The organism is Cupriavidus sp. YAF13, from assembly GCF_052113425.1.
In the GTDB taxonomy this organism is placed as follows: Bacteria; Pseudomonadota; Gammaproteobacteria; order Burkholderiales; family Burkholderiaceae; genus Cupriavidus.
The window spans coordinates 1-23,330 of record NZ_JBFRDD010000079.1 but is presented as its reverse complement, the minus strand read 5'-3'; the positions used below and the strand labels follow the sequence as shown (position 1 = coordinate 23,330).

Below are 23,330 nucleotides of genomic sequence, written 5' to 3'. Positions count from 1 at the left end.
CTTGCTGAGGTAGCTGTGCGAATCGGTTGCAGGTTTGCCAGGGAATGCCATACAATCGCAAGAACAGCGATATCGCGCAGCGTACTTCATCGTGGCATCGTCAGGTAGCATCCGCTGCTCAGGGATGCATGCCAGGAACACCAAGGCAGGCATCAGCGCCAGGGACCGTTCCCCATCCGCCGTCCGGTTCACAAGATTCGGTTCAAAAGACCAGCTACGGCAGGGCGGGGTGAAATAGGCCAGCAGGCCCGATATCCGTATTTTCTTGCACCCGGCGCGTTCGATGATAGACGCCGCGCCGGACAGGTCCGCCACATCAGGGGGAAGGCGCGACGCAAGGGCTCCGTCGACTGGCAGATAAAGCCGGTGGCCGGGCGATCTCCTGCCGGTCAGGTCCGGCACCCGATGCAATAGAAGAAGGCGCACGGCTGGCATGCATCAAGCATGCGGTTGGCTGCGCGGCCAGATGGCGGTGGCAATCCCTACCGCTGAACCCGCAATCTCCAGTGCGCCCGGGATCAACCGGGGCGCAGGTGCAAAGACAGGCTGCACGCAATCAACATGAATACCCAAGAGGCGAAGATCGTCCTCGAGACCGCGCTGATCTGCGCGCAGGAACCCTTGCGCGTCAATGACTTGCGCCGGCTGTTTGCCGACGACGTCGGTGCCGACACCATTCGCGTGCTGCTCGAAGAGCTGCGCCGCGACTGGGAGCAGCGCGGCGTGGAACTCGTGGCACTGGCCAGTGGCTGGCGTTTTCAGAGCCGCCCTGTCATGCGTGAATACCTGGATAGGCTGAATCCCGAAAAGCCGCCCAAGTACTCCCGCGCCGTGATGGAGACGCTGGCGATCATCGCCTACCGGCAACCGGTCACACGGGGCGATATCGAGGAAATCCGCGGTGTCGCGGTCAGCACCGAAGTCGTGAAGAAGCTCGAGGATCGCAGCTGGATCGAGGTGATCGGCCACCGTGACGTGCCCGGACGGCCTGCGCTTTATGCCACCACCAAGAATTTTCTTGATGATCTTGGCCTGCGTACGCTAGATGAATTGCCGCCGCTGGAAGACATCCAGGCCCAGGCGCAGGTCGCGCTGCTGAATCAGGAGCCGATTGACTTCGAGGCGCTGGGCACGGTGCCGGCGGATAGCGACGAAGAGGCATTCGCGGAACCGGGCGATGATCAGGCCGGCGCTGCCACACTGGTTGCGGCGGATGCCAGAGAGGGTGAACCGACCCCTTCCGGCGTGGTTGCCCCCGACGGTCTTGCGGCCGGCGCCACGGATGGCATCGCCGATTTGGTGGATGCGTTTGAAAGGAAGGAGGCTTTGGCGCAAGCGGAAGCCGGGTTCACACCCGCGTCCGAGGCCGAGTCGGAAGTGCCGGCGACGCCCGGGCCAGGCAGTGAGCTGGCGAGCGAGCCGGTGTCCGCCGACCCCGCCGGCGCGCAGTCCGGCGACACAGCCGAGGAGCAAGCCGTCGAAGACGGTGAGACAAATGAGCAAACGGACACGCCCGCCAACGGTTACCACGCACAAGTGGCCTCCGGCGCGCAGGCGTCCGAAGTCCCGGGGGCGTCCACGACGAATCCGGCGCACCCCAGCGAGCACGACGAGCACGACCAGCGCGTGTCCAACTGAACACCATGCAACATCCGAATGTGAATACCTTGTCCGATTCTGATCAAGACGTCCGCCAGGCGGATACGCCGGCCGGCGATGCCGGCAATGGCGCCGAAGGCGGCGCCGGCACCGATGGCGCGCCGCGCCGCAAGGGCCTGCGCCGTGGCTTGCGCAATCTGGTGGCCACGCGCCGCCAGGCCGCGCAGGACCGCGATGGCGGCCGTGCCGCGGACGGCGGGGCGCCAATCCCTGCTGGCAGCCCCGATGTGGGCGCCGCGCAAGACGCGCGTGGCGACGGCACAAGGAAGGGACGTACGCGTGGCAAGCGCAAGCCCGCGGAAGGCGAGGCTGTGCAGGCTGGCGAGCAGATGGGCGAGCGCCCGGCGCCGCGAGGCCGCCGCAACTTCAGTAACGACAATGCCGAAGGCGTAAGCGAAGCTGGCGGAGAAGCCGCGGGCGAGCGCCAGCGCGATGGCGCCCGCGCCAACCCGAACGGGAATGGCGCCCGCAAGCGCAAGCCGCAGCAAGGCCAGCAGCCGCAAGGCTCCGCCCGCCGCGGCGGCACCGAAGGGCAGCAAGGCGGCCCGCGCCAGCAAGGCAAGGGCAGCAAGGGCAAGGGCGGCACGCAGCGCCCAGCCGCGGGTGTGCCTGAGAAGGCGCCCGCCGCCGCTGCGAGCGGTGAGGACCTGTTCCGCTTTGTCATTTCCGGTCAGTACGACCAGGAAGAGTCGAGCGGTCCGCAGGCCCGGGTCAAGCCGGTGCGCGAGCTGTCTGCAGACGACGATGCGCCCAAGCTGCACAAAGTGCTCGCCGAGGGTGGGCTGGGCTCGCGCCGGGAAATGGAAGAGCTGATCCTGCAGGGCCGGGTTTCGGTCAATGGCCTGCCTGCCCACATCGGCCAGCGCATCCTGCCGGCCGACCAGGTCCGGGTCAACGGGAAGCTGATCCACCGCCGTGTGTCGTCCAAGCCGCCGCGCGTGTTGCTGTATCACAAGCCGTCCGGCGAAATCGTCAGCCAGTCGGATCCGGAAGGCCGTCCGACCGTGTTTGACAGCCTGCCGCGCATCAAGGCAGGGAAGTGGGTGGCCGTGGGTCGCCTCGACTTCAATACCGAGGGCTTGCTGATCTTCACCTCCTCGGGCGATATCGCCAACAAGTTCATGCATCCGCGCTACGGCGTGGAGCGCGAATATGCGGTGCGCACACTGGGTGAGCTGGCCGAGGCCGATCGCCAGCGCCTGCTGCATGGTATCAAGCTCGACGATGGCGAGGCTAATTTTCTGCGTATCGCGGACGGTGGCGGCGAAGGCATCAACCACTGGTACCACGTGGCGCTGACCGAAGGCCGCAACCGCGAAGTGCGCCGCATGTTTGAGGCCGTCGGCCTGACCGTGTCGCGCCTGATCCGTACCCGTTACGGCCAGTTTCTGCTGCCGCGCGGCCTGAAGCGCGGCCGCTGGCAAGAACTCGCGGCGGACGACGTGCGCGCGCTGATGGCATCCATCGGCCTGAAGGCGCCGTCCAAGGGGGATAGCGGTCCTCGCGGCGGCAGCAAGGTAGGTGGCCGCCAGCAGCGCACCGAGGCAGCCATTGCCGGCATGCCGATGCCGACCGGCATGGACGGCCTGCCGCGCGTCAACCGCGGCAACGGCCCGCGCGGCAGCGGCGCTGGCCGCGGTCAGCCGGATCCGATGCAAACGTCGATGGGCTACATCGGTGGCCCGACCCTGCTGACGTCCCATACCACCAAGCTGGGCGGTGGCGCGGCGGGTTCCCCGCGCGGCCCGGGCGGCCCGGGTCGTGGCGGTCGCAGTGGCGGCCGTGGCGCCGGCATGGGGGGCATGGGTGGTATGGGTGGTATGGGTGGTGGTATGGGCGGCGGTCAGAATCGTTCCCAGCGCCGCGGTGGCGGCGAAGCCAATGGGAATGTGATGCCGCAGGCCGGCAAGCCCAACGGCAACCGCCGTCCTCGTGGCGGTGGCCGCGACGGCAATCGTTGAGCGATGCGAGGCAGGGCGCCTTGGGCGGGCCTGGCGGGGGAAAGAGCGGCACAGGCCGCTTCCCTGCCGCGCCAAAGCCGGGTGCCTTTGCCTTTTGTACCGCGACAGCGTATAATCAAAGTCTATTCAAAAGTCATCCTGCAAAAGGGTGGGCGAATGATGGGCATTGCGCCCATTTTTTTTTGCTTCGCCCGTTTCGTGTGCTTGCCGTGTTTCGCGGCGCGCCGGTCGGGATGACTGGCAGGCAAGCTGGCTGAAGCCGTCAATCAAGACGGCCGTGCCGATGGGCTGGGTCTGCCACGGTATTGATGGCCATTATTCGGGAATACAGTGCATCTGGCAGATTTGATCGAAACCACCCTGAACGGCATGGGGTACGAGCTGGTTGAGCTCGAGCGCGCTCCAGGCGGACTCATGCGCGTCTATATCGATCAGCCTGAAACCGGCATCGTCATTGAGGATTGCGAGAAGGTAAGCCGTCAGCTTACCCACGTGCTCACCGTCGAGAACATCGACTACGAGCGCCTCGAGGTGTCCTCGCCGGGGCTGGACCGGCCGCTCAAGAAACTGGCTGACTTCGTCCGCTTCGCGGGCCAGGAAGCCAGGGTTACCTTGCGCCTTCCGGTCAACGGGCAGAAGAACTTCGTCGGCATCCTGCAGACGCCTACCGGTGAGCCGGGGGCAGAGCAGATTGGCCTCGAGTTCGAAGGCCAGAACGGCACGGCGCTGCTGGAATTCACCATATCCGATGTTGATCGCGCACGCCTGGTGCCGGTGATCGACTTCAAAGGAAATCAGAAAAAAGGGAACAAGCAATGAGCCGCGAAGTTCTGTTGCTCGTCGATGCGCTTGCGCGTGAGAAGAACGTCGACAAGGATGTGGTATTCGGTGCGCTGGAAGCGGCACTCGCTTCGGCAACCAAGAAGCGTTTCGAGGAAGACGTGGATATTCGCGTCGCCATCGATCGTGAGTCCGGTGAGCACGAGACGTTCCGCCGCTGGCTTGTAGTCCCCGATGAACAGGGCCTGCAGGAGCCGGACAAGCAAATCCTCATGTTCGAGGCACGCGAGCAGGATCCGGACATCCAGCTGGATGAGTTTGTCGAAGAGCAGATCGAGTCGGTCGAGTTCGGCCGTATCGGTGCGCAGGCCGCCAAGCAGGTGATCCTGCAGAAGATCCGTGACGCCGAGCGCGAGCAGATCCTCAACGATTACCTTGATCGTGGCGAGAAGGTCATGACCGGCACGGTCAAGCGTGCCGACAAGAAGGGCCTGATCGTCGAGTCCGGTCGCGTGGAAGCGCTGCTGGCCCGCGACCAGATCATCCCCAAGGAAAACCTGCGCACCGGCGACCGTGTCCGCGCATATATCCTGAATGTGGATCGCACCGCACGCGGTCCGCAGATCGAGCTCTCGCGCACCGCGCCCGAGTTCCTGATCAAGCTGTTCGAGAACGAAGTGCCGGAGATGGAGCAGGGCCTGCTGGAAATCAAGGCAGCTGCCCGCGACCCCGGCGTGCGTGCCAAGATTGCCGTGGTGGCGCATGACAAGCGTATCGATCCGATCGGTACCTGCGTCGGCGTGCGCGGCACGCGGGTGACCGCGGTCCGTAACGAGATTGGCGGCGAAGCTGTCGACATCGTGCTGTGGTCGGAAGACCCGGCGCAGTTCGTGATTGGCGCCCTGGCGCCGGCACAGGTACAGTCGATCGTGGTAGACGAAGAAAAGCACAGCATGGACGTGGTGGTCGACGAGGAAAACCTCGCCGTCGCCATCGGCCGCAGTGGTCAAAACGTACGCCTGGCGTCCGAGCTGACCGGCTGGCAGATCAACATCATGACGCAGGAAGAATCGGCACAGAAGCAAGCTGAGGAAAGCGACGTGGTGCGCAAGTTGTTCATGGCCAAGCTGGACGTGGACGAAGAAGTGGCTGACATCTTGATCGACGAAGGTTTCTCCACGCTGGAAGAAGTGGCCTATGTGCCCATCAGCGAGATGTTGGAAATCGACGCATTCGATGAAGATACCGTCAACGAGCTGCGCAACCGCGCCCGCGATGCGCTCTTGACGATGGAACTGGCCCGGGAAGAAAAGGTGGAAGAGGTGTCGCAGGATCTGCGCTCGCTCGACGGCCTGACCCCGGAACTGATCGGCAAGCTGGCCGAAGGCAATATTCACACGCGTGACGAACTGGCCGAATTGGCCGTCGACGAACTCGTCGACATGGTTGGTCTTGGCGAGGATGATGCCCGCGCGCTGATCATGAAAGCACGGGAACATTGGTTTAACTGAGGGACACGCTCACGTAGTGCTTTTCCAGGCTGCTTGAGCGCGCATTCCACACACAATTGTCCCGACGTATAAACCGAGCATTGAAAGGGTTTGAATGGCAAGCACAACAGTTGCCCAACTGGCCGCAGAACTGAGCCGCAGCGCAGCTGCCCTGCTGGAACAATTGCAGGCAGCTGGGGTGGGCAAGGTGACGCCTGACGACATCATCACCGAATCCGACAAGACCAAGTTGCTGGATTACCTCAAGCGTTCCCACGGGGCGGCCGATGACAGCGCGCGCAAGAAGATCACGTTGACCAAGCGTGAGACCTCCGAGATCCGCCAGGCTGATTCCACCGGCAAGACTCGCACGGTGCAGGTCGAGGTGCGCAAGAAGCGCGTCCTGATCAAGCGCGACGAGGCTTCCACCGATGGCCCGGATGGCCACGAAGTGGTCGAGATGCCGGTCGATGCGGCCGAGCAGGCACGCCAGGACGAGGAAGATCGTCAGCAGGCCGAGTTGCTGGCACGCCAGGAAGCCGAGTCGAAGGCACGCCAGGAAGCGGCCGAACGCGAGGAGGCCGAGCGCCGCGCCAAGCAGGAAGCGCTGGAGGCTGAAGAGCGCCGCCAGGCTGAGCTCGCCGCCCGCAAGGCGGAAGAGGAAGCTGTCGCCTTGCGCGCCGCCGCTACGGCCAAGGCGCCGGAAGACGACGATTCGCGCAAGAAGGCCGAAGACGAAAAGGCTCGCCTGGCCGCCGAACGCGCTGCCGCGCAGAAGGCCGCCGACGACGCCAAGCAGGCCGCCGACAAGGCGCGTGCCGAACAGGACGCAGCGCGCAAGCGCCGCGAGGCCGCCGAAGCCGAAGCCCGTGCCATTCAGCAGATGCTGAATGCGCCGGCGCGCGTTCTCAAGGCGCCGTCGGAACGCAAGGCCGAAGAAAAGAAGGCCGAGCAGACCGGCACGCTGCACAAGCCGGTCAAGCCGCCTGGCACCGAAGTCAAGAAAGACGAGAAGAAGCCCGCAACGACCACGGCCACCGCTACCACCACCGTCGACAAGAAGACCGGCAAGGTAGTGAAGGCGGGGACTTCCTCGACCTGGCAGGACGAAGGCTCGAAGAAGAAGGGCAGCGGCCTGAAGACCCGCGGCGATTCGTCGGGTGGCGTTGGCGGCTGGCGCGGCGGTCCGCGCGGTCGTGGCAACCGCCACCAGCAAGACGATCGCGGCACGAATTTCCAGGCGCCGACGGAACCGGTGGTGCGCGAAGTGCACATTCCCGAGACCATTTCGGTGGCCGACCTGGCGCACAAGATGGCCGTCAAGGCTTCCGAGGTCATCAAGCAGATGATGAAGCTCGGCCAGATGGTGACCATCAACCAGGTGCTGGACCAGGAAACCGCCATGATCGTGGTGGAAGAAATGGGCCACAAGGCGTTTGCCGCCAAGCTGGACGATCCGGAAGCGCTGCTGGTCGTGGGTGGTGAAGACCACACCGACGCCGAGCAGCTGCCGCGTCCGCCGGTGGTGACCGTGATGGGTCACGTCGACCACGGCAAGACCTCGCTGCTGGACTACATCCGTCGCGCCAAGGTTGCGGCAGGCGAAGCCGGCGGTATTACGCAGCACATCGGTGCCTACCATGTGGAAACCGAGCGCGGCGTGATCACCTTCCTGGACACCCCGGGTCACGAGGCCTTCACGGCCATGCGTGCTCGCGGTGCCAAGGCAACCGACATCGTGATCCTGGTGGTTGCGGCCGACGACGGCGTGATGCCGCAGACGAAGGAAGCCATTGCCCACGCCAAGGCGGCGGGCGTGCCCATCGTGGTCGCGATCAACAAAATCGACAAGCCCGAAGCCAACCCGGACCGTGTCAAGCAGGAACTGGTGGCCGAGCAGGTGCTGCCGGAAGAGTACGGCGGTGATTCGCCGTTCGTTCCGGTTTCCGCCAAGACCGGCGCCGGCATCGACGACCTGCTCGAGCAAGTGCTGCTGCAGGCCGAAGTGCTGGAACTGAAGGCACCGGTGGACGCCCCGGCCAAGGGCCTGGTGGTGGAAGCCCAGCTGGACAAGGGCAAGGGCCCGATCGCGACCATCCTGGTCACCAGCGGCACGCTCAAGCGTGGCGATGTGGTGCTGGCTGGCAGCGCTTATGGCCGCGTTCGCGCCATGCTGGACGAAACCGGCAAGCCGACCAAGGAAGCCGGTCCCTCGATTCCGGTCGAGATCCAGGGCCTGTCCGAAGTGCCGGCGGCTGGTGAAGAAGTGCTGGTGCTGCCGGACGAGCGCAAGGCGCGCGAAATCGCGCTGTTCCGTCAAGGCAAGTACCGCGATGTCAAGCTGGCCAAGCAGCAGGCGGCCAAGCTGGAAACGATGCTGGAACAGATGAGCGAAGGCGAAGTGCAGACGCTGCCGTTGATCGTCAAGGCCGACGTTCAGGGTTCGCAGGAAGCGCTGGTGCAATCGCTGCAGAAGCTCTCCACCGAAGAAGTGCGTGTACAGATCGTGCACGGCGGCGTGGGCGGCATCTCGGAGTCGGACGTCAACCTGGCTACGGCCTCGAAGGCGGTCATCATCGGCTTCAACGTGCGTGCCGATGCTGGCGCGCGCAAGCTGGCCGAAAACAACGGCATCGATATTCGCTACTACAACATCATTTACGATGCGGTAGACGAGATCAAGGCGGCAATGTCGGGCATGCTGGCACCGGAAAAGCGCGAAGTCACGCTGGGTACGGTTGAAGTGCGCCAGGTCTTCCGCGTGCCGAAGATTGGCGCGGTGGCTGGTTGTATGGTCACCGACGGGCTGGTCAAGCGTACCGCCTTGGTACGGGTGCTGCGCAACAACGTGGTCATCCATACCGGCGAGCTGGATTCGCTCAAGCGCTTCAAGGATGACGTCAAGGAAGTCAAGCAAGGCTTCGAGTGCGGTTTGTCGATCAAGAACTTCAACGACGTTCAGGAAGGCGACCAGCTCGAAGTGTATGAAATCACCGAGGTGGCGCGCACGCTGTAAGGCGTGTTGCGGGCGGCGGGCCAACWGGCCCGCCGCTGCCCTTCTCGACAGCAAGCGTATTGAATGGCCAAGAAAGGCAATATCTCCTCTCGTAATCTCCGGATTTCCGACCAGATCCAGCGCGACCTGGCCGAGATGATCCAGCGTGAGCTGCGCGATCCCCGCCTGGGGCTCGTCACACTGCAATCGGTCACGCTGACCCCCGACTACGCGCACGCCAAGGTGTACTTCACCGTCCTGGCGGCTGATGCCGCGGAAGTGGAGGGCATCCTCAACGAAAAGTCCGGTTACCTGCATTCGCTGCTCTACAAGCGGCTGCATATCCATACCGTGCCAACGCTGCGCTTCTTCCACGATACCTCGGTGGAACAAGCGATCGAGATGTCCAAGCTGATCAAAGAAGCCAACTCCACACGCGCAAAAGAAGACTGAAAGACGGCCCGTAACCACGGGCCGTTTTCTTGTTCGCGCTGATTGCTTCACGTCTCCCTTGTCCCTGTCTGTCGCGCCCGGCCCCAAAGCCTTGCCGGCGTCACATAGTTTCCCGTCATGACCCATCCCAAAACCAATCGCCCGCCCCGGCAACCGCGCCGCGAGGTGCATGGCGTGCTGCTGCTCGACAAGCCGCTCGGCCTTTCGTCCAACGACGCGCTGGTGCGTGCCAAGCGCATGCTGCGCGCGCTAAAGGCAGGACATACCGGGACGCTCGACCCGCTGGCCACCGGCTTGCTGCCGCTGTGCTTTGGCGAGGCGACCAAGTTCTCGCAGGACCTGCTAGAGGCCGACAAGACGTACGAAGCCACCGTGCGCCTTGGCCTCAAGACCGCGACCGGCGACGCCGAGGGCGAGGTGATCGCCGAGCGTCCGGTAACCTGCGATATCGAGGCGCTTCGCACTGCAATGCAGCGCTTCGCGGGCGAAATCGAGCAGGTGCCGCCGATGCATTCCGCACTGAAGAAGGACGGACGTCCGCTGTACGAATACGCACGTGCTGGCCAGACCGTGGAGCGCGCCGCGCGCCGCGTTACCATCCACGAAATCACGCTGCTCGATTGCGGGCTGCCGCAGGCGCCCACCTTCAGCATGCGCGTGACCTGCAGCAAGGGCACCTATATCCGCACCCTGGCCGAGGACATCGGCGACGCGCTTGGGTGTGGCGCGCACCTGACCGGCTTGCGCCGTACGGCGGTAGGCGACCTGAGCCTGGAAGGCGCGGTCACGCTGGAGCAGATCGAGCAGCGCGCCGACGAGGAGCGCCCCGGCATGCTTGCGCCGGTCGATGCGCTGTTGCAGCGCTGCGTAGCGGTGACGCTCGACGAGGCCGCGATGGCGCGCTTCCTGCAGGGCCAGCGCATCGCGCAGCGCGACCTGCCGGCAGGCGTGGCACTGGCGGAAGACGAACTCGCCAGTGTCTATGGCGGCGAGCCGCGCCGCTTGCTTGGCGTGGCGCGCATGCGTGAAGGCGCCTTGCGGCCCGAGCGGCTGGTCAAGCTCTAACGCGGCCAATGCGGCCAATGCGGCTGCATCAGGCAAGAAAGCCGGGCTACGTGGTGCTATTGATATTGACGATGAGCCGGAAAGCACGAGGCCGATGCCTGTGACGGCATCGGCCTCGCTGTGCAGCGCGTGGACTTAGTGCAGCTAATGCAAGCTAGTGTGCCCCGGCCGCGGAGGCGTCCAGATCGCCTCCCTTCTTAGGCTTGGTCAGCCAGACAAAAACAATCAGCACGAAGAACAGCACGCCCGAGATCCAGAAGATATCGTTGGCGCCCAGCATGGCCGCCTGCTGCGAAATGCTGCGCTCGATCTGGCCGTTGGCCTGGGCCTGGCTCATGCCTAGCTGCATCAGGTGGTTGATCTGGTCAAGATAGGTCGGGTTGTACGGGTTGACCTGTTCAACCAGTTGCGCGTGATGCAGCGCCGTGCGGTTTTCCCAGATGGTGGTCGAGATCGACGCACCGATCGCGCCAAACGTGATCCGCACGAAGTTGGACACCCCGGAGGCCGACGGGATCTTCTCCGGCGGCTGGCCCGACAGGATGATCGAGGTCAGCGGGATGAAGAACATCGCCATCGCCGCGCCCTGGATCAGCGTCGGGATCATCAGCGTGCGGGTATCGACCTGCAAGGTGAATCCCGAGCGCATCAGGCTGACCACGCCAAAGGTGACGAAGGCGAGGGTCGCGACCCAGCGCGCATCCATCTTGGGCAGGTTCTTGCCGATCAGCGGCGACAGCAGGATGGCGAAGATCCCGACCGGCGCCATCACGATGCCGGCATCCGTCGCGGTATAGCCGACGATGGTTTGCAGCCACAGCGGCAGGATCACCAGGTTGCCGAAGAACAGGCCGTAGGCCACCGAGATGGCCACCACCCCCGCGCTGAAGTTACGTCCCTTGAACAAGGTGATATCGACGATCGGATGCTTCTCGTAGCTCTCCCAGATCAGGAAGAACAGGAAGCCCACAATGGCCACTACCGTCAACACGACGATCGAGGTCGAGTGGAACCAGTCGAGCTCCTTGCCCTTGTCGAGCATGAGCTGCATCGAGCCCACCCAGATCACCAGCAGCGCCAGCCCGATCCGGTCGATCGGCAGGATCTTGATCGGCGTCTCGCGGTCGCGGTAGATCGCCCAGGTCGCATAGGCGGCGCCCAGGCCCACCGGGATGTTGATGTAGAAGATCCACGGCCAGGTCATGTTGTCCGAGATCCAGCCGCCCAGCAGCGGCCCCATGATCGGCGCCACCAGCGTGGTCATGCCCCATAGGGCGAGCGCCATGGTGCTTTTCTGCGGCGGATAGCTCGACAGCAGCAGCGATTGCGACAGCGGAATCATCGGCCCCGCCACGGCGCCTTGCAGCACGCGCGCGGCCAGTAGCACTTCGAGGTTGGGCGCGACACCGCACAGCCACGACGAGATCACGAACAGCAGGATCGAAGTGATGAACAGCCGCACCGCCCCGAAGCGCGTGGTCATCCATCCGGTCAACGGGACCGAGATGGCATTGGCCACGGCGAACGAGGTGATGACCCAAGTGCCCTGGTTGGGCGCCACGCCAAGGTCGCCCGAGATGGCCGGGATCGATACGTTGGCGATCGAGGAGTCGAGCACGTTCATGAACGTGGCCAGCGACAGCGCGATCGTGCCGACGATCAGCTTTGCGCCCGACAACGGCACTGGCGCGGCGGGGCGCGCCGCTGGCGCTGTTGAGCCAGGCGAGGCGCCGTCGCGCGCGGGGAGGGAGGTAGCCATGTTCAGGTGTTGGCGGGCTTGGCGCCAGCCGGCGCCGACGACACCGGCGCTGCCATGGGCTCGGCCGCCTGGCGGCCGCCGTTGTTCAGCGAGATGATGCGGGCGATCAGCGCGTCGGCGTCCTGCGCGACCTTCTCATAGACGTCGGTCTGCATCGGGCGCGCAACCGTGGCGTTGGTCATGGCCGCGCCTTCTTCCTTGCGCACATCCACCGTCACGTTCATCGACAGGCCAACCCGCAGCGGGTGGTCCTTGAGTTGCTGCGGGTCCAGCGCGATGCGCACCGGCAGGCGTTGCACCACCTTGATCCAGTTGCCGGTGGCGTTCTGCGCCGGCAGCAGCGAGAAGGCCGAGCCGGTGCCGGCCGAGAAGCCTTCCACCTTGCCGTTGTAGGTCACCTTGGAGCCGTACAGGTCGGCCTCCAGCGTGACCGGCTGGCCCACGCGCATATGCGTGATCTGCACTTCCTTGAAGTTGGCGTCGATCCACACCTGGTCCAGCGGCACCACGGCCATCAGTGGCGCCCCCGGGGCCACGCGCTGGCCGACCTGCACCGAGCGCTTGGCCACGTAGCCGGTCACCGGCGCGGGCAGCGTCGAGCGTGCGAACGCGAGATAGGCGGCACGCAGGTTGGCGGCCGCGCGCTGCACGTTGGGGTGCTTCTCCACCGTGGTCTGGTCGGTCAGCACCTTGTTGGATGCCAGTTGCTCGCGCGTGGCCAGCAGTGCCGATTGCGCGGCCGTGAGGGCGGTCTGCGCGTGCGAGATTTCTTCGCCCGAAACCGCGCCGGAGCCGGCGATGGCCTCGCGGCGCTTGAGATCTTCACGCGCCTTGGCCACATCGGCTTCGCGCATGGTCACGTTGGCCGCCAGCGAGCCGTTATTGACGTAGAGCGTGCGCACTTCACGCACGGCTTGCGCCAGTTGCGCCTCGGCCTGCTCCATGGCGACCTGCGAGTCGGCGCGGTCGAGCTGGATCAGGGGCTGGCCCGCGGTGACCAGCTGCGTGTCGTCGGCCGCGATCGAAATCACGGTACCGCCGACCAGCGGGGTGACCTGCACCACGTTGCCCGCGACATACGCGTCGTCGGTGCTCTCGAAGTGGCGCGCGTATATGCCCCAGTAGATGCCGTAGGCCACGCCGGCCACCACTACCGCGGCGGTCAGCGAGAGCAGCAGGCGCTTGCGCTTGCCGTTGTTGTTGACGGGAGCCGCCGGGGAGGCGGGAGTCTGGGCCGCTTGCTTGTTATCGCTCATGATCGTCTTTTAAGAATGCTGTCGGTACCGCTCGTTGTTCTTCCGGCTGCTTTGCCGTAGCCACCTAACCGTTTAGCCGCGTGCCTCGGCTGGCTTTTGCGCATCCGTCCCGGCGCCTTCGGCTTGCTCCTGGTAACCCCCGCCGAGCGCCTTCATCAGGCCCATCTGCAGGTCCAGGCGGCGCGCCTGCAGGTCGGTGGCAAGGCGGCGTTGCTGCAGCACGTTGCTTTCGGCATTGAGCACCGTGAGCTGGGTGCCCAGCCCGGCCTTGTAGCGGATGGTGGACAGTGCGTAGGCACGCTCGGCGAGAGCCAGCGCCTCGCGCTGGGCCGTGATCTGCGTGTCCACGCTGCGGATGCTGGCCACCGTGTCGGCGGTTTCGCGCAGCGCATCGACCAGCGCCTGGTTGTAGTTGGCCACGGCGAGGTCGTATTGCGCGTACTTGCCCTTCAGGTTGGCGCGCAGCTTGCCGCCCTCGAAGATCGGCAGGCGGATCGCCGGGCCGATGCCAAAAGTCCGGCTGATGCCCATCAGCAGGTTGGATGGGTCCAGCGACGCAACGCCGGCAAACGCGGACAAGGTGACGGCCGGCAGGAATTCCGTGCGCGCCACCTCGATATCCTTGCTGGTGGCCTCCACGCGCCAACGTGCGGCAACCAGGTCCGGGCGGCGGCCCAGCAGATCGATGGTGAGGTTGTCCGGCAGCAGCGGCGTGCTTTGCGCCAGGATGGTCGGGCGCTGGATCGCCAGGCCGCGGTCCGGGCCCTTGCCCAGCAGCGCGGCGAGCTGGTTGCGCGCCAGCAGGATGTCTTCATCTATGCGCAGCAGGTCGGTCTGTGCCGATGCCACCGTGCCGCGCGCCTGCGTGGTTTCGACCTGCGTGTCCAGGCCGGCGTTGAGCCGGTCGCGTGACAGGTCGCTCAGGCCGCGGCGCTGGGCAATGGCGCGCTCGGCCACGTCGCGTTGCGCGTACAAGGCGGCAAGGCGGGCATAGGTGCGGGCGACCGACGTGGTGAGGATCAGGCGCGAAGCCTGGCTTTCGGCCTCGGCGGCGCGGTCGTCGGACAGCGCGGCTTCGAGCGCCTTGCGGTTCTTGCCCCAGAAGTCGAAATCATAGGAGAGCCCGGCCTGCAGGCGTGACTGGTTTTGCCACGAGCCGGCCAGCGGCGTGCCTTCGAACAGGTCCGTTTGCGAGAAGCGCTGGCGCAGCAGGCTGCCGTCAAAGTCGACGTGCGGGTACAGCGCGCTGCGCGTGGCGTCGGCCATCGCGCGGGAGGCTTCCACGCGCGCGAAAGCGGCTTGCAGGTTGGGGCTGTCCTTGACCGCCTCGTCGACCAGGGCGCGCAGTTGCGGGTCCTTGAACTGGTCGACCCAGTCAAGCGAAGGCCACTGGCCATGCTGCGAGGGCAGGGCCTGGGCGCTGGCGAGCGAGGCCGGCGCGGTAACGGTCTGCGTGCTGTGCGAGTTGCCGAACGCGGCGCAGCCCACCAGCACCGCGGCCGCCAGTGCGCTCAGCACCAGCGTGCCGGCCCGGCGGCCCGCCGCGCGCGCGCGCGGCGACAAAGCGGAAAAAGAAGAGAGAGCTTGGTTCATCTGGGTGCCCTGCGATAGAGCGTTAGTGTTTGTTCTTGTATTTGAGAGATCGTGGCGCCGCTGGCGTCACTGGCCGCCAAGCCTGGCCGCTACCCGCTGTTGTTGCCGATGATCCGGTGCAGCATCGAGCGGAAGGTCTGCAGTTCGGCTTCGGAGAAGCCGCGGAAATGCCGGTTCAGCACGCGGCAATAGATCTGGGGCAGCTGGTCCACGAGGATCTGGCCGGCGGGCGTGATCGACAGGTCGACCACGCGCCGGTCGGCATCGCTGCGCTGGCGCTCGATCAGGCCGCGCTTTTCCAGGCGGCTGAGCAGGCGCGTGACCGAACCCATATCGCAATTGAGCTCCCGGCCAAGGTCAGTCACCGTGCTGCCACGTCCGGCGGCCAGCATCATCAGGCAGGTGGCCTGGGCGTGCGTGATGTCCAGGCCATCGACCTCCTGTTCCACGCCGTGCGACAGCAAGCTCTTGGCGCGCGCCATCAGATAGCCGATGCTCTCGCCCATGCGGTATTCGGCCGGGTCGAACGGGAAGGCTTCGTCGGAAATGGGTTGGCTCTGCTCGGACATCTCGGCTTGGTGCTTGTCGGTGCAATGTTTGCCGTGGCAACTATATGTTCACGTTCACCGATCCGCAAGGACGTCAATTTGCTATTGCGGATATCGCAATAATTGGGTTTGTGGCGGGGCGGCGGCTTGGGAAGCTTCCCAACGTCGTCCTCGGGTTTTGCGCCGCAGCATGCTATAATTTCGGGTTATCTTTTGATGCTCAGCCCCAAAGCGAGACGCTGCAATGACCCGCGCCATCCGCAATATCGCCATCATCGCTCACGTCGATCATGGCAAGACCACTCTGGTCGACCAACTCCTGCGCCAGGCAGGCACCTTCCGCGACAACCAGCAAATGGTCGAGCGCGTGATGGACTCGAACGACATTGAAAAGGAACGCGGGATCACCATCCTCGCGAAGAACTGTGCTGTCGAATACAACGGCACCCACATCAATATCGTCGATACCCCTGGCCACGCCGACTTCGGCGGTGAAGTGGAGCGCGTGCTGTCGATGGTTGACGGCGTGCTGCTGCTGGTTGACGCTGTCGAAGGCCCGATGCCGCAGACCCGTTTCGTCACGCGCAAGGCGCTGGCGCTGGGCCTGAAGCCGATCGTGGTGATCAACAAGGTCGACCGTCCGGGCGCGCGTCCGGAATGGGTGATCAACCAGACGTTCGACCTGTTCGACAAGCTGGGCGCCACCGATGAGCAGCTCGATTTCCCGGTAATCTACGCATCCGGCCTGAACGGCTACGCTGGCCTGACCGACGACGTGCGCGAAGGCGACATGAAGCCGCTGTTCGAGACCGTGCTGGCCAAGGTGCCGGTCCGTGACGACAACCCGGACGGTCCGCTGCAGCTGCAGATCATCTCGCTCGATTACAACAGCTATGTCGGCAAGATCGGCGTAGGCCGCATTTCGCGTGGCCGCGCCCGTTCGCTGCAAGACGTGGTGGTCAAGTTCGGCCCGGAAGGCAACCCCATCAAGGGCCGTATCAACCAGGTGCTGAAGTTCCAGGGCCTGGAGCGCGAGATCGTGGCAGAAGCCGAAGCTGGCGACATCGTGCTGATCAACGGCATCGAAGAGCTGGGCATTGGCTGCACCGTGTGCGCGCCGGACGCGCAAGACGCGCTGCCGATGCTGAAGGTGGACGAGCCCACGCTGACCATGAACTTCTGCGTCAACACGTCGCCGCTGGCCGGCCGTGAAGGCAAGTTCGTGACCAGCCGCCAGCTGCGCGAACGCCTGGACCGCGAACTGAAGTCGAACGTGGCGCTGCGCGTGGCCGAGACCGGCGACGACACCATCTTCGAAGTGTCGGGCCGCGGCGAGCTGCACCTGACCATCCTGCTGGAAAACATGCGCCGCGAAGGCTACGAGCTGGCCGTGTCGCGCCCGCGCGTGGTGTTCAAGGAAATCGACGGCGTCAAGCACGAGCCGTACGAACTGCTGACCGTGGACGTCGAAGACGGCCACCAGGGCAGCGTGATGGAAGAGCTGGGCCGCCGCAAGGGCGAACTGCTCGACATGGCGTCCGACGGCAAGGGCCGTACCCGCCTCGAGTACCGCGTTCCGGCCCGCGGCCTGATCGGCTTCCAGGGCGAGTTCCTGACGCTGACCCGCGGCACCGGCCTGATCAGCCACATCTTCGACGACTACGCGCCCCTGCGCGAAGGCGGCCTGGGTGAGCGCCACAACGGCGTGCTGATCTCGCAGGACGACGGCGATGCCGTGGCCTACGCACTGTGGAAGCTGCAGGATCGCGGCCGCATGTTCGTCAAGCCGGGCGATGCACTGTACGAAGGCATGATCATCGGCATCCACAGCCGCGACAACGACCTGGTTGTGAACCCGATCAAGGGCAAGCAGCTGACCAACGTGCGTGCCTCGGGTACCGACGAAGCCGTGCGCCTGGTCACGCCGATCCAGATGTCGCTGGAATACGCCGTGGAGTTCATCTCCGACGACGAGCTGGTGGAAATCACGCCGAAGAGCATCCGCCTGCGCAAGCGTCACCTGAAGGAGCACGAGCGTAAGCGTGCTTCGCGCGAATCCGTGTAAGCGTTTTCGTCCCAGGCTACTTTGCCAGCAAAAAACCGCGCCTTGTGCGCGGTTTTTTGTTGCCGGTTTTTCTTGGCGCTCTTGTTTTGGCTATCCAGCCTATCCAGCCATCATGCGTCCTGGCTGCGATCCGTCCCAGATGCGATGCCGGCCAGCGGCGCATCCCCGGCTGCCAATTCGTGCGGATGACGCCACTCGGGCGGCTTCCAGAGATGCCGCAGGTCGCGATGACGCCACGCGTCGGCGAACATGCCGCGCCATTCATGGAAGGTGAGCGTGATCGGGTTATGGCTGGCGATGCGACGCGTGATGCCGTACTCGGGCGGCGCCTCTTCAGGCACGAAGGAGCCGAACATGCGGTCCCACACGGTCAGCACGCCCGCATAGTTGCGGTCGATGTACTGCGGATTGCGCGCATGGTGTACCCGGTGCACTGACGGCGTATTGAACAGCCATTCAAGCCGGTGCCAGCGGCCGCCCAGCCGGGTGTGCACGAAAAACTGGAAGGCCAGGTTCAACCCCACCGCCAGGATCACCCAGTCGGGCGTGAAGCCGATCAGCGCCAGCGGAATCCAGAACAGCCACATGCCCGAGAGCGGATACGTCAGGCTCTGGCGGAACGCCGTCGAGAAATTCATGCCCTCCGAGGAATGATGGGTAACGTGCGAAGCCCACATCCAGCGCACCCGATGGCTGGCGCGATGAAACCAGTAGTAAAGGAAATCCTGCAGCAGCAGCAAGAGCAGGAACGACCAGACCGTCTGCGGCATCGCCTTCAGGCCATGCTGGTAGCTCCATGTGTAGACCGTGCGCACCATCAGCCACAGGAAGAACGCGTCCGACGCCTGGTGCATCAGCGCCAGCGCGGCGTTGGACGCGGTATCGCGCAGGCTGTAGATGGCGGGGTCGCGGCGCGCCCAGTACCAGGCCTCCGCGCCGATGGTCAGCACGAAGACCGGCGCAAATGCCAGCAGGATCAGGCCAGGATCGATTGTTGACGGTGTCATGCGCAAAGTGTTGCCCGATTCTGTCGGTTTTGCCTGGAGGCGATCCTCTATACGGTCGTGCGGTGTTGCCAAATGCGCACGCTGAGGCACCCAAAACTGCTTACTACGCACATTCGCATTCCTGACCATTTTGCACGACTGAATATCCACATGCGCGGGGTCAAGGAGCGGTGAGGGGCGCCGTTATAGCGGGGCGGCCAAAAACGGAGCCGCATCAGCGCTAAAACCAACGGGGAGCCCTCATGTTTCGCAACACGACTATCGGTACAAGATTGTGGATTCTGACTATCGTCACCAATGCATTGTTGCTGATTGTCGGTGCCGTAGGCTGGCTTGGCATGTCGCGCAGCAATGACGCCACGCGGCAGATCTACCAGCATCAGCTCTCCGCCGCGGTCAGCCTGGCCGAGGCGCGTTCCAACCAGTTGCTCGTGCGGGTCTTGCTCGACCAGGCCACCTTCGCCGCCGATCCCGCCGACGCCCGTGCGCGCGCCGATACCGCAGAGGGGTTTGCGCGCCAGTCCGATGCGGCCTGGAAGGCCTATCTGGCACTGCCGCGTTCGGCGGAAGAAGCCCGCGCGGCCGCGGACGTCGCCGCCAAGCGCGAGGCGTTGTTCACGCAAGGTGTGTCGCCGATGATTGCCGCGCTCAAGCAAGGCGACCGCGAGGCGGTGATGCGCGCCGTGCTGGAAACCATTCCCAAGCTCGACATCGCTTTCACCGCCGTTAATACCGAGCTGGGCAAGCTGCAGCTCGCCGGCGCGCTGGAGGTCTATCACGGGTCGCAGGAGCGCTACACCACGCTGCGCTCGCTGTCGATCGGCGTGCTGGGGTTTGGCTTGTGCTTCAGCACGGTGGTGGCCTGGCGCCTGCGCCGCTCCATCGTGGGGCCGCTCGATACCGCCATCGCCCGCTTCGCGCGCATCGCTGCCGGCGATCTTGGCGCCAAGGAGGATGGCGCCGGCTCGGGCGCCGAGGCAGAGCGCAGCGAGACTGGCCGCATGCTTGCCATGCTCGGGCACATGCAAGAGAGCCTGGCCGCGATGGTGAGCGACGTGCGCGGCGGGGCCGATTCCATTGCCGCTGCCAGCAAGCAGATTGCCAGCGGCAACAGCGACTTGTCGCAACGCACGGAGCAGCAGGCCGCGTCGCTCGAGGAGACGGCGTCCAGCATGGAGGAGCTCACGGGCACGGTGCGCCAGAACGCGGACAGCGCGCGCGAGGCCAATGACCTGGCCAGCAGCGCCACCGGCCTGGCCGAGCGTGGCAGCGACGCGGTGGCGCGCGTAGCCAGCACCATGCAGGCGATCGACGCCAGCGCCAACAAGATCGTCGACATCATCGATGTGATCGAGAAGATCGCGTTCCAGACCAATATCCTCGCCCTCAACGCGGCGGTGGAAGCCGCGCGGGCCGGCGAGCACGGACGAGGCTTCGCGGTGGTCGCGGGCGATGTGCGCGATCTCTCGCAGCGCTGCGCGGGCGCGTCCAAGGAGATCCGCACACTGATTGGCGACTCGGTGTCGCGCGTGCGCGCCGGCGGCGAGATGGTCGAGCAAGCAGGGCAGGTGATGCAGGAAATGGTGGGCGCGGTGCGCCGCGTGAGCGGCATCATGGGCGGCATCAGCTCGGCGTCCGATGAGCAATCGCGCGGCATCGAGCAGGTCAACCAGGCGGTGGCGCAGATGGACGGCATGACCCAGCAGAACGCCGCGCTGGTCGAGCAGGCCGCTGCGGCTGCGGCTTCGCTGGAGGACCAGGCGCAGCGGCTCACCGGGCTGATGTCGGCATTTCGGGTGGCCTGAAGGCAGTGCCTCGGACGCCGCTCAGGGGGGTGCGGCGCGCAGCTTGGCTGGTGTAAAGTTGCGGGTTGCATTCGCGGAGAAAAGAGACATGACTGACTTGGTCACAAGCGAGATCCAGGGCGGCATCGGCTACCTGACGCTGAACCGCCCCCAGGCGCTCAACGCACTGTCGCTCGAGATGATTCGCGCCATCACCCAGGCGCTCAATGCATGGGCGGTGGCGCCCGAAGTGGCGGCCGTGGTCATTGCCGGCGCGGGCGGCAAGGCTTTTTGCGCTGGAGGCGACATCCGCTTCTTCCACAAGGCCGCGCTTGCCGGCGATCCGGCGCTCGATCAGTTCTTCGTCGAGGAATACGCGCTCAATCACTTGATCCATACCTACGCCAAGCCTTACATCGCGCTCATGGACGGTGTGGTGATGGGCGGCGGCATGGGCATCTCGCAAGGCGCACGCCGTCGTCTGGTGACCGAGCGGACCAAGATGGCAATGCCGGAGACCAATATCGGCTTGTTCCCGGACGTGGGCGGCGGCTGGTTCCTGTCGCGCACGCCCGGTCGCCTGGGCGAATACCTGGGCCTGACCGGCGCCATGATTCATGCTGCCGACGCGTTGTACGCAGGCCTGGCGGATGCTTACCTGCCGGGCAATGCCATGGCGGAACTGGTGGAGGTGCTGCGCGCGCGTCAGTTTGCCGATGGCGATGCCGTGCTCGCCTGCATCGACGAGGCCACCGCGGCGCACCGCGCCGCCTGCCCGCCGGGCGAAAGCCAGCTGGCCAAGCTGCAGGACCAGATCGACGGCCTGTTTGCCGGCGCCTCGGTGACCGGAATCGTGGCAGCAGTGAGCGATGCCGGCTCCGACTGGGCTGCGCAGACGGCCGCCATGCTGCGCGCGCGTTCGCCTCTGATGCTCAACGTCACGCTGGAGCAGATCCGCCGCGCCCGCACCATGGCGCTGAACGACGAGCTGCGCATGGAGCTGGACATGATGTACTACGTGTTCCGCCATGGCGACGGCGTCGAAGGCATTCGCGCGCTGGCAGTCGACAAGGACCACGCGCCGAAGTGGCAGCCCGCGCGCCTCGATGAGGTCACCCGCGAGCGCGTGCACGCGTTTTTCGATAGCCCCTGGGCGCACGGCGAGCATCCGCTGGCGGCGCTGTAGGCGGGCGACTGGCGGCTCCTTTCGCGCAAATGGATTAGAGTGACGCTTGGACCGGCCGCCGCGGCGCAGCAATGCGGCGCGCGAGTGCCGGCTCCGCCCACCCATAGTGCTGTGAACGAGAAAGGAATCGCGATGAGTACTCCACGTGACGTAGCCGTATTGGTAGGCAGCCTGCGCAAAGACTCTTTCAACCGCAAGCTGGCACTCGCGCTGGCCGCGATGGCGCCCGCCGGGCTCAAGCTCGACATCGTCGAAATCGGCCAGTTGCCGCTGTACAACCAGGACGACGACACCAGCCCGCCCGCGCCATGGGTTGCCTTTCGCGACCGCATCCGGCGCGCCGACGCCGTGCTCTTCGTGACACCCGAGCACAACCGCTCGGTGCCGGCCGCGCTCAAGAACGCCATCGACGTCGGCTCGCGTCCCTACGGCCAGAGCGCCTGGGACGGCAAGCCCGGCGGCGTGATCAGCGCCTCGCCTGGTGCTGTCGGTGGCTTCGGCGCCAACCACCACCTGCGCCAGTCGCTCGTTTTCCTCAATATCCCGGTCCTTCAGCAACCGGAGGCTTACATCAGCGGCGTTGACAAGCTCTTCGACGAGCAGGGCGGTATCGCCAGCGAGTCCACTCGCGGCTTCCTGGGCAAATACCTGGCTACCTATGCCGCCTGGATCGAGCGCAACGCGGCTCGTTAGCCGGCAAAGTAGCCGCCAAAGCTCCCAAAACCCATCCCCCAAAAACACTGACGCCCGTTGCCGACAGGGCAACGGGCGCGGAGGGCAGAATATCGCTGCCTTGCGCTTCTGATTCGACTTACTTGCGCTTGATGTCCCCGGCCGGCCGCGACTGCGTGCCTGCCAGCGGTTGGCCTGGAAAGCCCTCCGGATAGCTGATGACGCGCAAGGCTCCCCCGAGCTTACGCGACGTCCATGCATGACCGGCGCGCGTTCTCGCGCCGCCTGTGATTGCCACCATGGCTTCTCTGTCGAGATCCACGCTGTCCGGCAAATCCTTGATGACGATGACGGCCATGACTTCCTCCTGCAGGGTGGCGAAGGCCGGCTCTGCCGGGGTTCGCCGGGTGGGTGCGCGCGATGCGGCAAGCCCAGCCAGATCAGTATAGGCCACGGGTTTTACCTCCGGGGCAGTGCCAGCTCGCGCGCAACAACCGTGGAAACCCTTGGGTTTCCACGGAGCGGGGCGCATCTCGCTCAGACCGCGGCGTGGGTGGCGGCCCACTGCGACGGGTTGACGTCGATGCTCAGCGGGCCAAAGCCGGAGCCGATCACGCCGACGTTGTTGAGCGTGTTTACGTTGATGCTCTGCAACTGGGCGATGTTCTGGTTGACGTTGACATTGACGTTGGCCACCGGGCCCAGTCCTTGCAACCAGGAATTGCCGCCGCGCACCGCGGCCAGGGACTTGCTGTCGAGGTCTTGGTTCAGGGCGAGGTCGCGCACGATGATGGATGACATGATGGTTCTCCTAGACTTCACTTGACTTGATTGCTGGACATGGCGGCTACTGGCCGGCAGCGGAGGCGGCGGTGCCGCCTCTTGCCGGTGCCGTGACCATTCAATAAATGTTGTTGCTGGCGTTCTGCGTCGACGTCACGTGGGACTTGATGTCGTCGGCAAAGGCCGTGTTGTTGCCGTTCATGTTGACGACGTTCTGCGTCTGCCCGATCAGTTGCTGGGCATTGAAGGTCGAGTCGATCTTGGTCAGGCTGAA

19 protein-coding genes are annotated in these 23,330 nt (G+C 65.0%); 12 read left to right on the top strand and 7 right to left on the bottom strand.

What is annotated here, in order from left to right; genetic code table 11:
* Positions 1-561: 561 nt before the first annotated feature.
* The 7 genes from scpB to truB all read left to right on the top strand — a co-directional run bounded on the left by scpB (position 562) and on the right by truB (position 10,403).
* Complete coding sequence (gene scpB, locus AB4061_RS37400; RefSeq protein ID WP_441641145.1) at positions 562-1,638, top strand: SMC-Scp complex subunit ScpB; 1,077 nt, start codon at positions 562-564, stop codon at positions 1,636-1,638.
* A gap of 5 nt (positions 1,639-1,643) precedes the next feature.
* Positions 1,644-3,620, top strand: coding sequence for a 23S rRNA pseudouridine(2605) synthase RluB (gene rluB, locus AB4061_RS37395; protein ID WP_441641144.1), 1,977 nt, complete (start codon positions 1,644-1,646; stop codon positions 3,618-3,620).
* 330 nt (positions 3,621-3,950) lie between these two features.
* A complete protein-coding gene (gene rimP / locus AB4061_RS37390; RefSeq protein WP_043347318.1) occupies positions 3,951-4,439 on the top strand; it encodes a ribosome maturation factor RimP in 489 nt (162 codons plus the stop codon).
* Positions 4,436-5,911 (top strand): transcription termination factor NusA, encoded by a 1,476-nt coding sequence (nusA, locus tag AB4061_RS37385; protein WP_043347317.1) that lies wholly within the window; start codon positions 4,436-4,438, stop codon positions 5,909-5,911. The genes rimP and nusA overlap by 4 nt, the downstream gene beginning before the upstream one ends.
* A 94-nt stretch (positions 5,912-6,005) precedes the next feature.
* Positions 6,006-8,906: a translation initiation factor IF-2 gene (infB, locus tag AB4061_RS37380; RefSeq protein ID WP_441641143.1), complete on the top strand. Its 2,901-nt coding sequence runs from the start codon at positions 6,006-6,008 to the stop codon at positions 8,904-8,906.
* A gap of 63 nt (positions 8,907-8,969) precedes the next feature.
* Complete coding sequence (gene rbfA, locus AB4061_RS37375; RefSeq protein ID WP_006162086.1) at positions 8,970-9,338, top strand: 30S ribosome-binding factor RbfA; 369 nt, start codon at positions 8,970-8,972, stop codon at positions 9,336-9,338.
* 117 nt (positions 9,339-9,455) lie between these two features.
* Positions 9,456-10,403, top strand: a complete 948-nt coding sequence (truB, locus tag AB4061_RS37370; protein WP_441641142.1) for a tRNA pseudouridine(55) synthase TruB — start codon at positions 9,456-9,458, stop codon at positions 10,401-10,403.
* Between the two features lie 154 nt (positions 10,404-10,557).
* Here the strand turns inward: truB and AB4061_RS37365 are convergent, their stop codons facing one another.
* From AB4061_RS37365 to AB4061_RS37350, 4 genes are all read right to left on the bottom strand, one after another.
* Entirely contained in the window at positions 10,558-12,162 is a 1,605-nt protein-coding gene (locus AB4061_RS37365) for a DHA2 family efflux MFS transporter permease subunit (protein WP_441641141.1), read from the bottom strand.
* Positions 12,163-12,164: 2 nt separating this feature from the next.
* On the bottom strand, positions 12,165-13,418 hold the full coding sequence (locus AB4061_RS37360) for an HlyD family secretion protein (protein WP_441641140.1): 1,254 nt from the start codon (positions 13,416-13,418) through the stop codon (positions 12,165-12,167).
* Positions 13,419-13,490: 72 nt separating this feature from the next.
* On the bottom strand, positions 13,491-15,011 hold the full coding sequence (locus AB4061_RS37355) for an AdeC/AdeK/OprM family multidrug efflux complex outer membrane factor (RefSeq protein WP_441641139.1): 1,521 nt from the start codon (positions 15,009-15,011) through the stop codon (positions 13,491-13,493).
* Between the two features lie 89 nt (positions 15,012-15,100).
* The gene (locus AB4061_RS37350) at positions 15,101-15,580 is read right to left on the bottom strand and encodes a MarR family winged helix-turn-helix transcriptional regulator (RefSeq protein ID WP_441641138.1); all 480 of its coding nucleotides are present in this window, start codon (positions 15,578-15,580) and stop codon (positions 15,101-15,103) included.
* A 44-nt stretch (positions 15,581-15,624) separates the two neighbouring features.
* Between AB4061_RS37350 and AB4061_RS37345 the strand changes: the two genes are divergently transcribed.
* Both AB4061_RS37345 and typA read left to right on the top strand, forming a co-directional pair.
* Complete coding sequence (locus AB4061_RS37345) at positions 15,625-15,807, top strand: hypothetical protein (RefSeq protein ID WP_441641137.1); 183 nt, start codon at positions 15,625-15,627, stop codon at positions 15,805-15,807.
* Positions 15,804-17,624, top strand: coding sequence for a translational GTPase TypA (gene typA, locus AB4061_RS37340; RefSeq protein ID WP_174428207.1), 1,821 nt, complete (start codon positions 15,804-15,806; stop codon positions 17,622-17,624). Before AB4061_RS37345 ends, typA begins: the two co-directional genes overlap by 4 nt.
* 110 nt (positions 17,625-17,734) lie before the next feature.
* Here the strand turns inward: typA and AB4061_RS37335 are convergent, their stop codons facing one another.
* Entirely contained in the window at positions 17,735-18,631 is an 897-nt protein-coding gene (locus AB4061_RS37335) for a sterol desaturase family protein (RefSeq protein WP_441641136.1), read from the bottom strand.
* A gap of 242 nt (positions 18,632-18,873) precedes the next feature.
* On the opposite strand from AB4061_RS37335, the gene AB4061_RS37330 reads away from it, so the two are divergent.
* The 3 genes from AB4061_RS37330 to AB4061_RS37320 all read left to right on the top strand — a co-directional run bounded on the left by AB4061_RS37330 (position 18,874) and on the right by AB4061_RS37320 (position 22,294).
* A complete protein-coding gene (locus AB4061_RS37330) occupies positions 18,874-20,436 on the top strand; it encodes a methyl-accepting chemotaxis protein (RefSeq protein WP_441641135.1) in 1,563 nt (520 codons plus the stop codon).
* 88 nt (positions 20,437-20,524) lie between these two features.
* Positions 20,525-21,601 (top strand): enoyl-CoA hydratase/isomerase family protein, encoded by a 1,077-nt coding sequence (locus AB4061_RS37325; protein ID WP_441641134.1) that lies wholly within the window; start codon positions 20,525-20,527, stop codon positions 21,599-21,601.
* A 132-nt stretch (positions 21,602-21,733) separates the two neighbouring features.
* Positions 21,734-22,294 carry an NADPH-dependent FMN reductase gene (locus AB4061_RS37320; protein WP_441641133.1) on the top strand — a complete coding sequence of 187 codons (561 nt, stop codon included), beginning with the start codon at positions 21,734-21,736 and terminating at the stop codon, positions 22,292-22,294.
* A gap of 118 nt (positions 22,295-22,412) precedes the next feature.
* Here the strand turns inward: AB4061_RS37320 and AB4061_RS37315 are convergent, their stop codons facing one another.
* Both AB4061_RS37315 and AB4061_RS37310 read right to left on the bottom strand, forming a co-directional pair.
* The gene (locus AB4061_RS37315; RefSeq protein ID WP_174428212.1) at positions 22,413-22,631 is read right to left on the bottom strand and encodes a hypothetical protein; all 219 of its coding nucleotides are present in this window, start codon (positions 22,629-22,631) and stop codon (positions 22,413-22,415) included.
* Between the two features lie 179 nt (positions 22,632-22,810).
* Positions 22,811-23,074 (bottom strand): hypothetical protein, encoded by a 264-nt coding sequence (locus tag AB4061_RS37310; RefSeq protein WP_253933418.1) that lies wholly within the window; start codon positions 23,072-23,074, stop codon positions 22,811-22,813.
* Positions 23,075-23,330 lie beyond the last annotated feature (256 nt).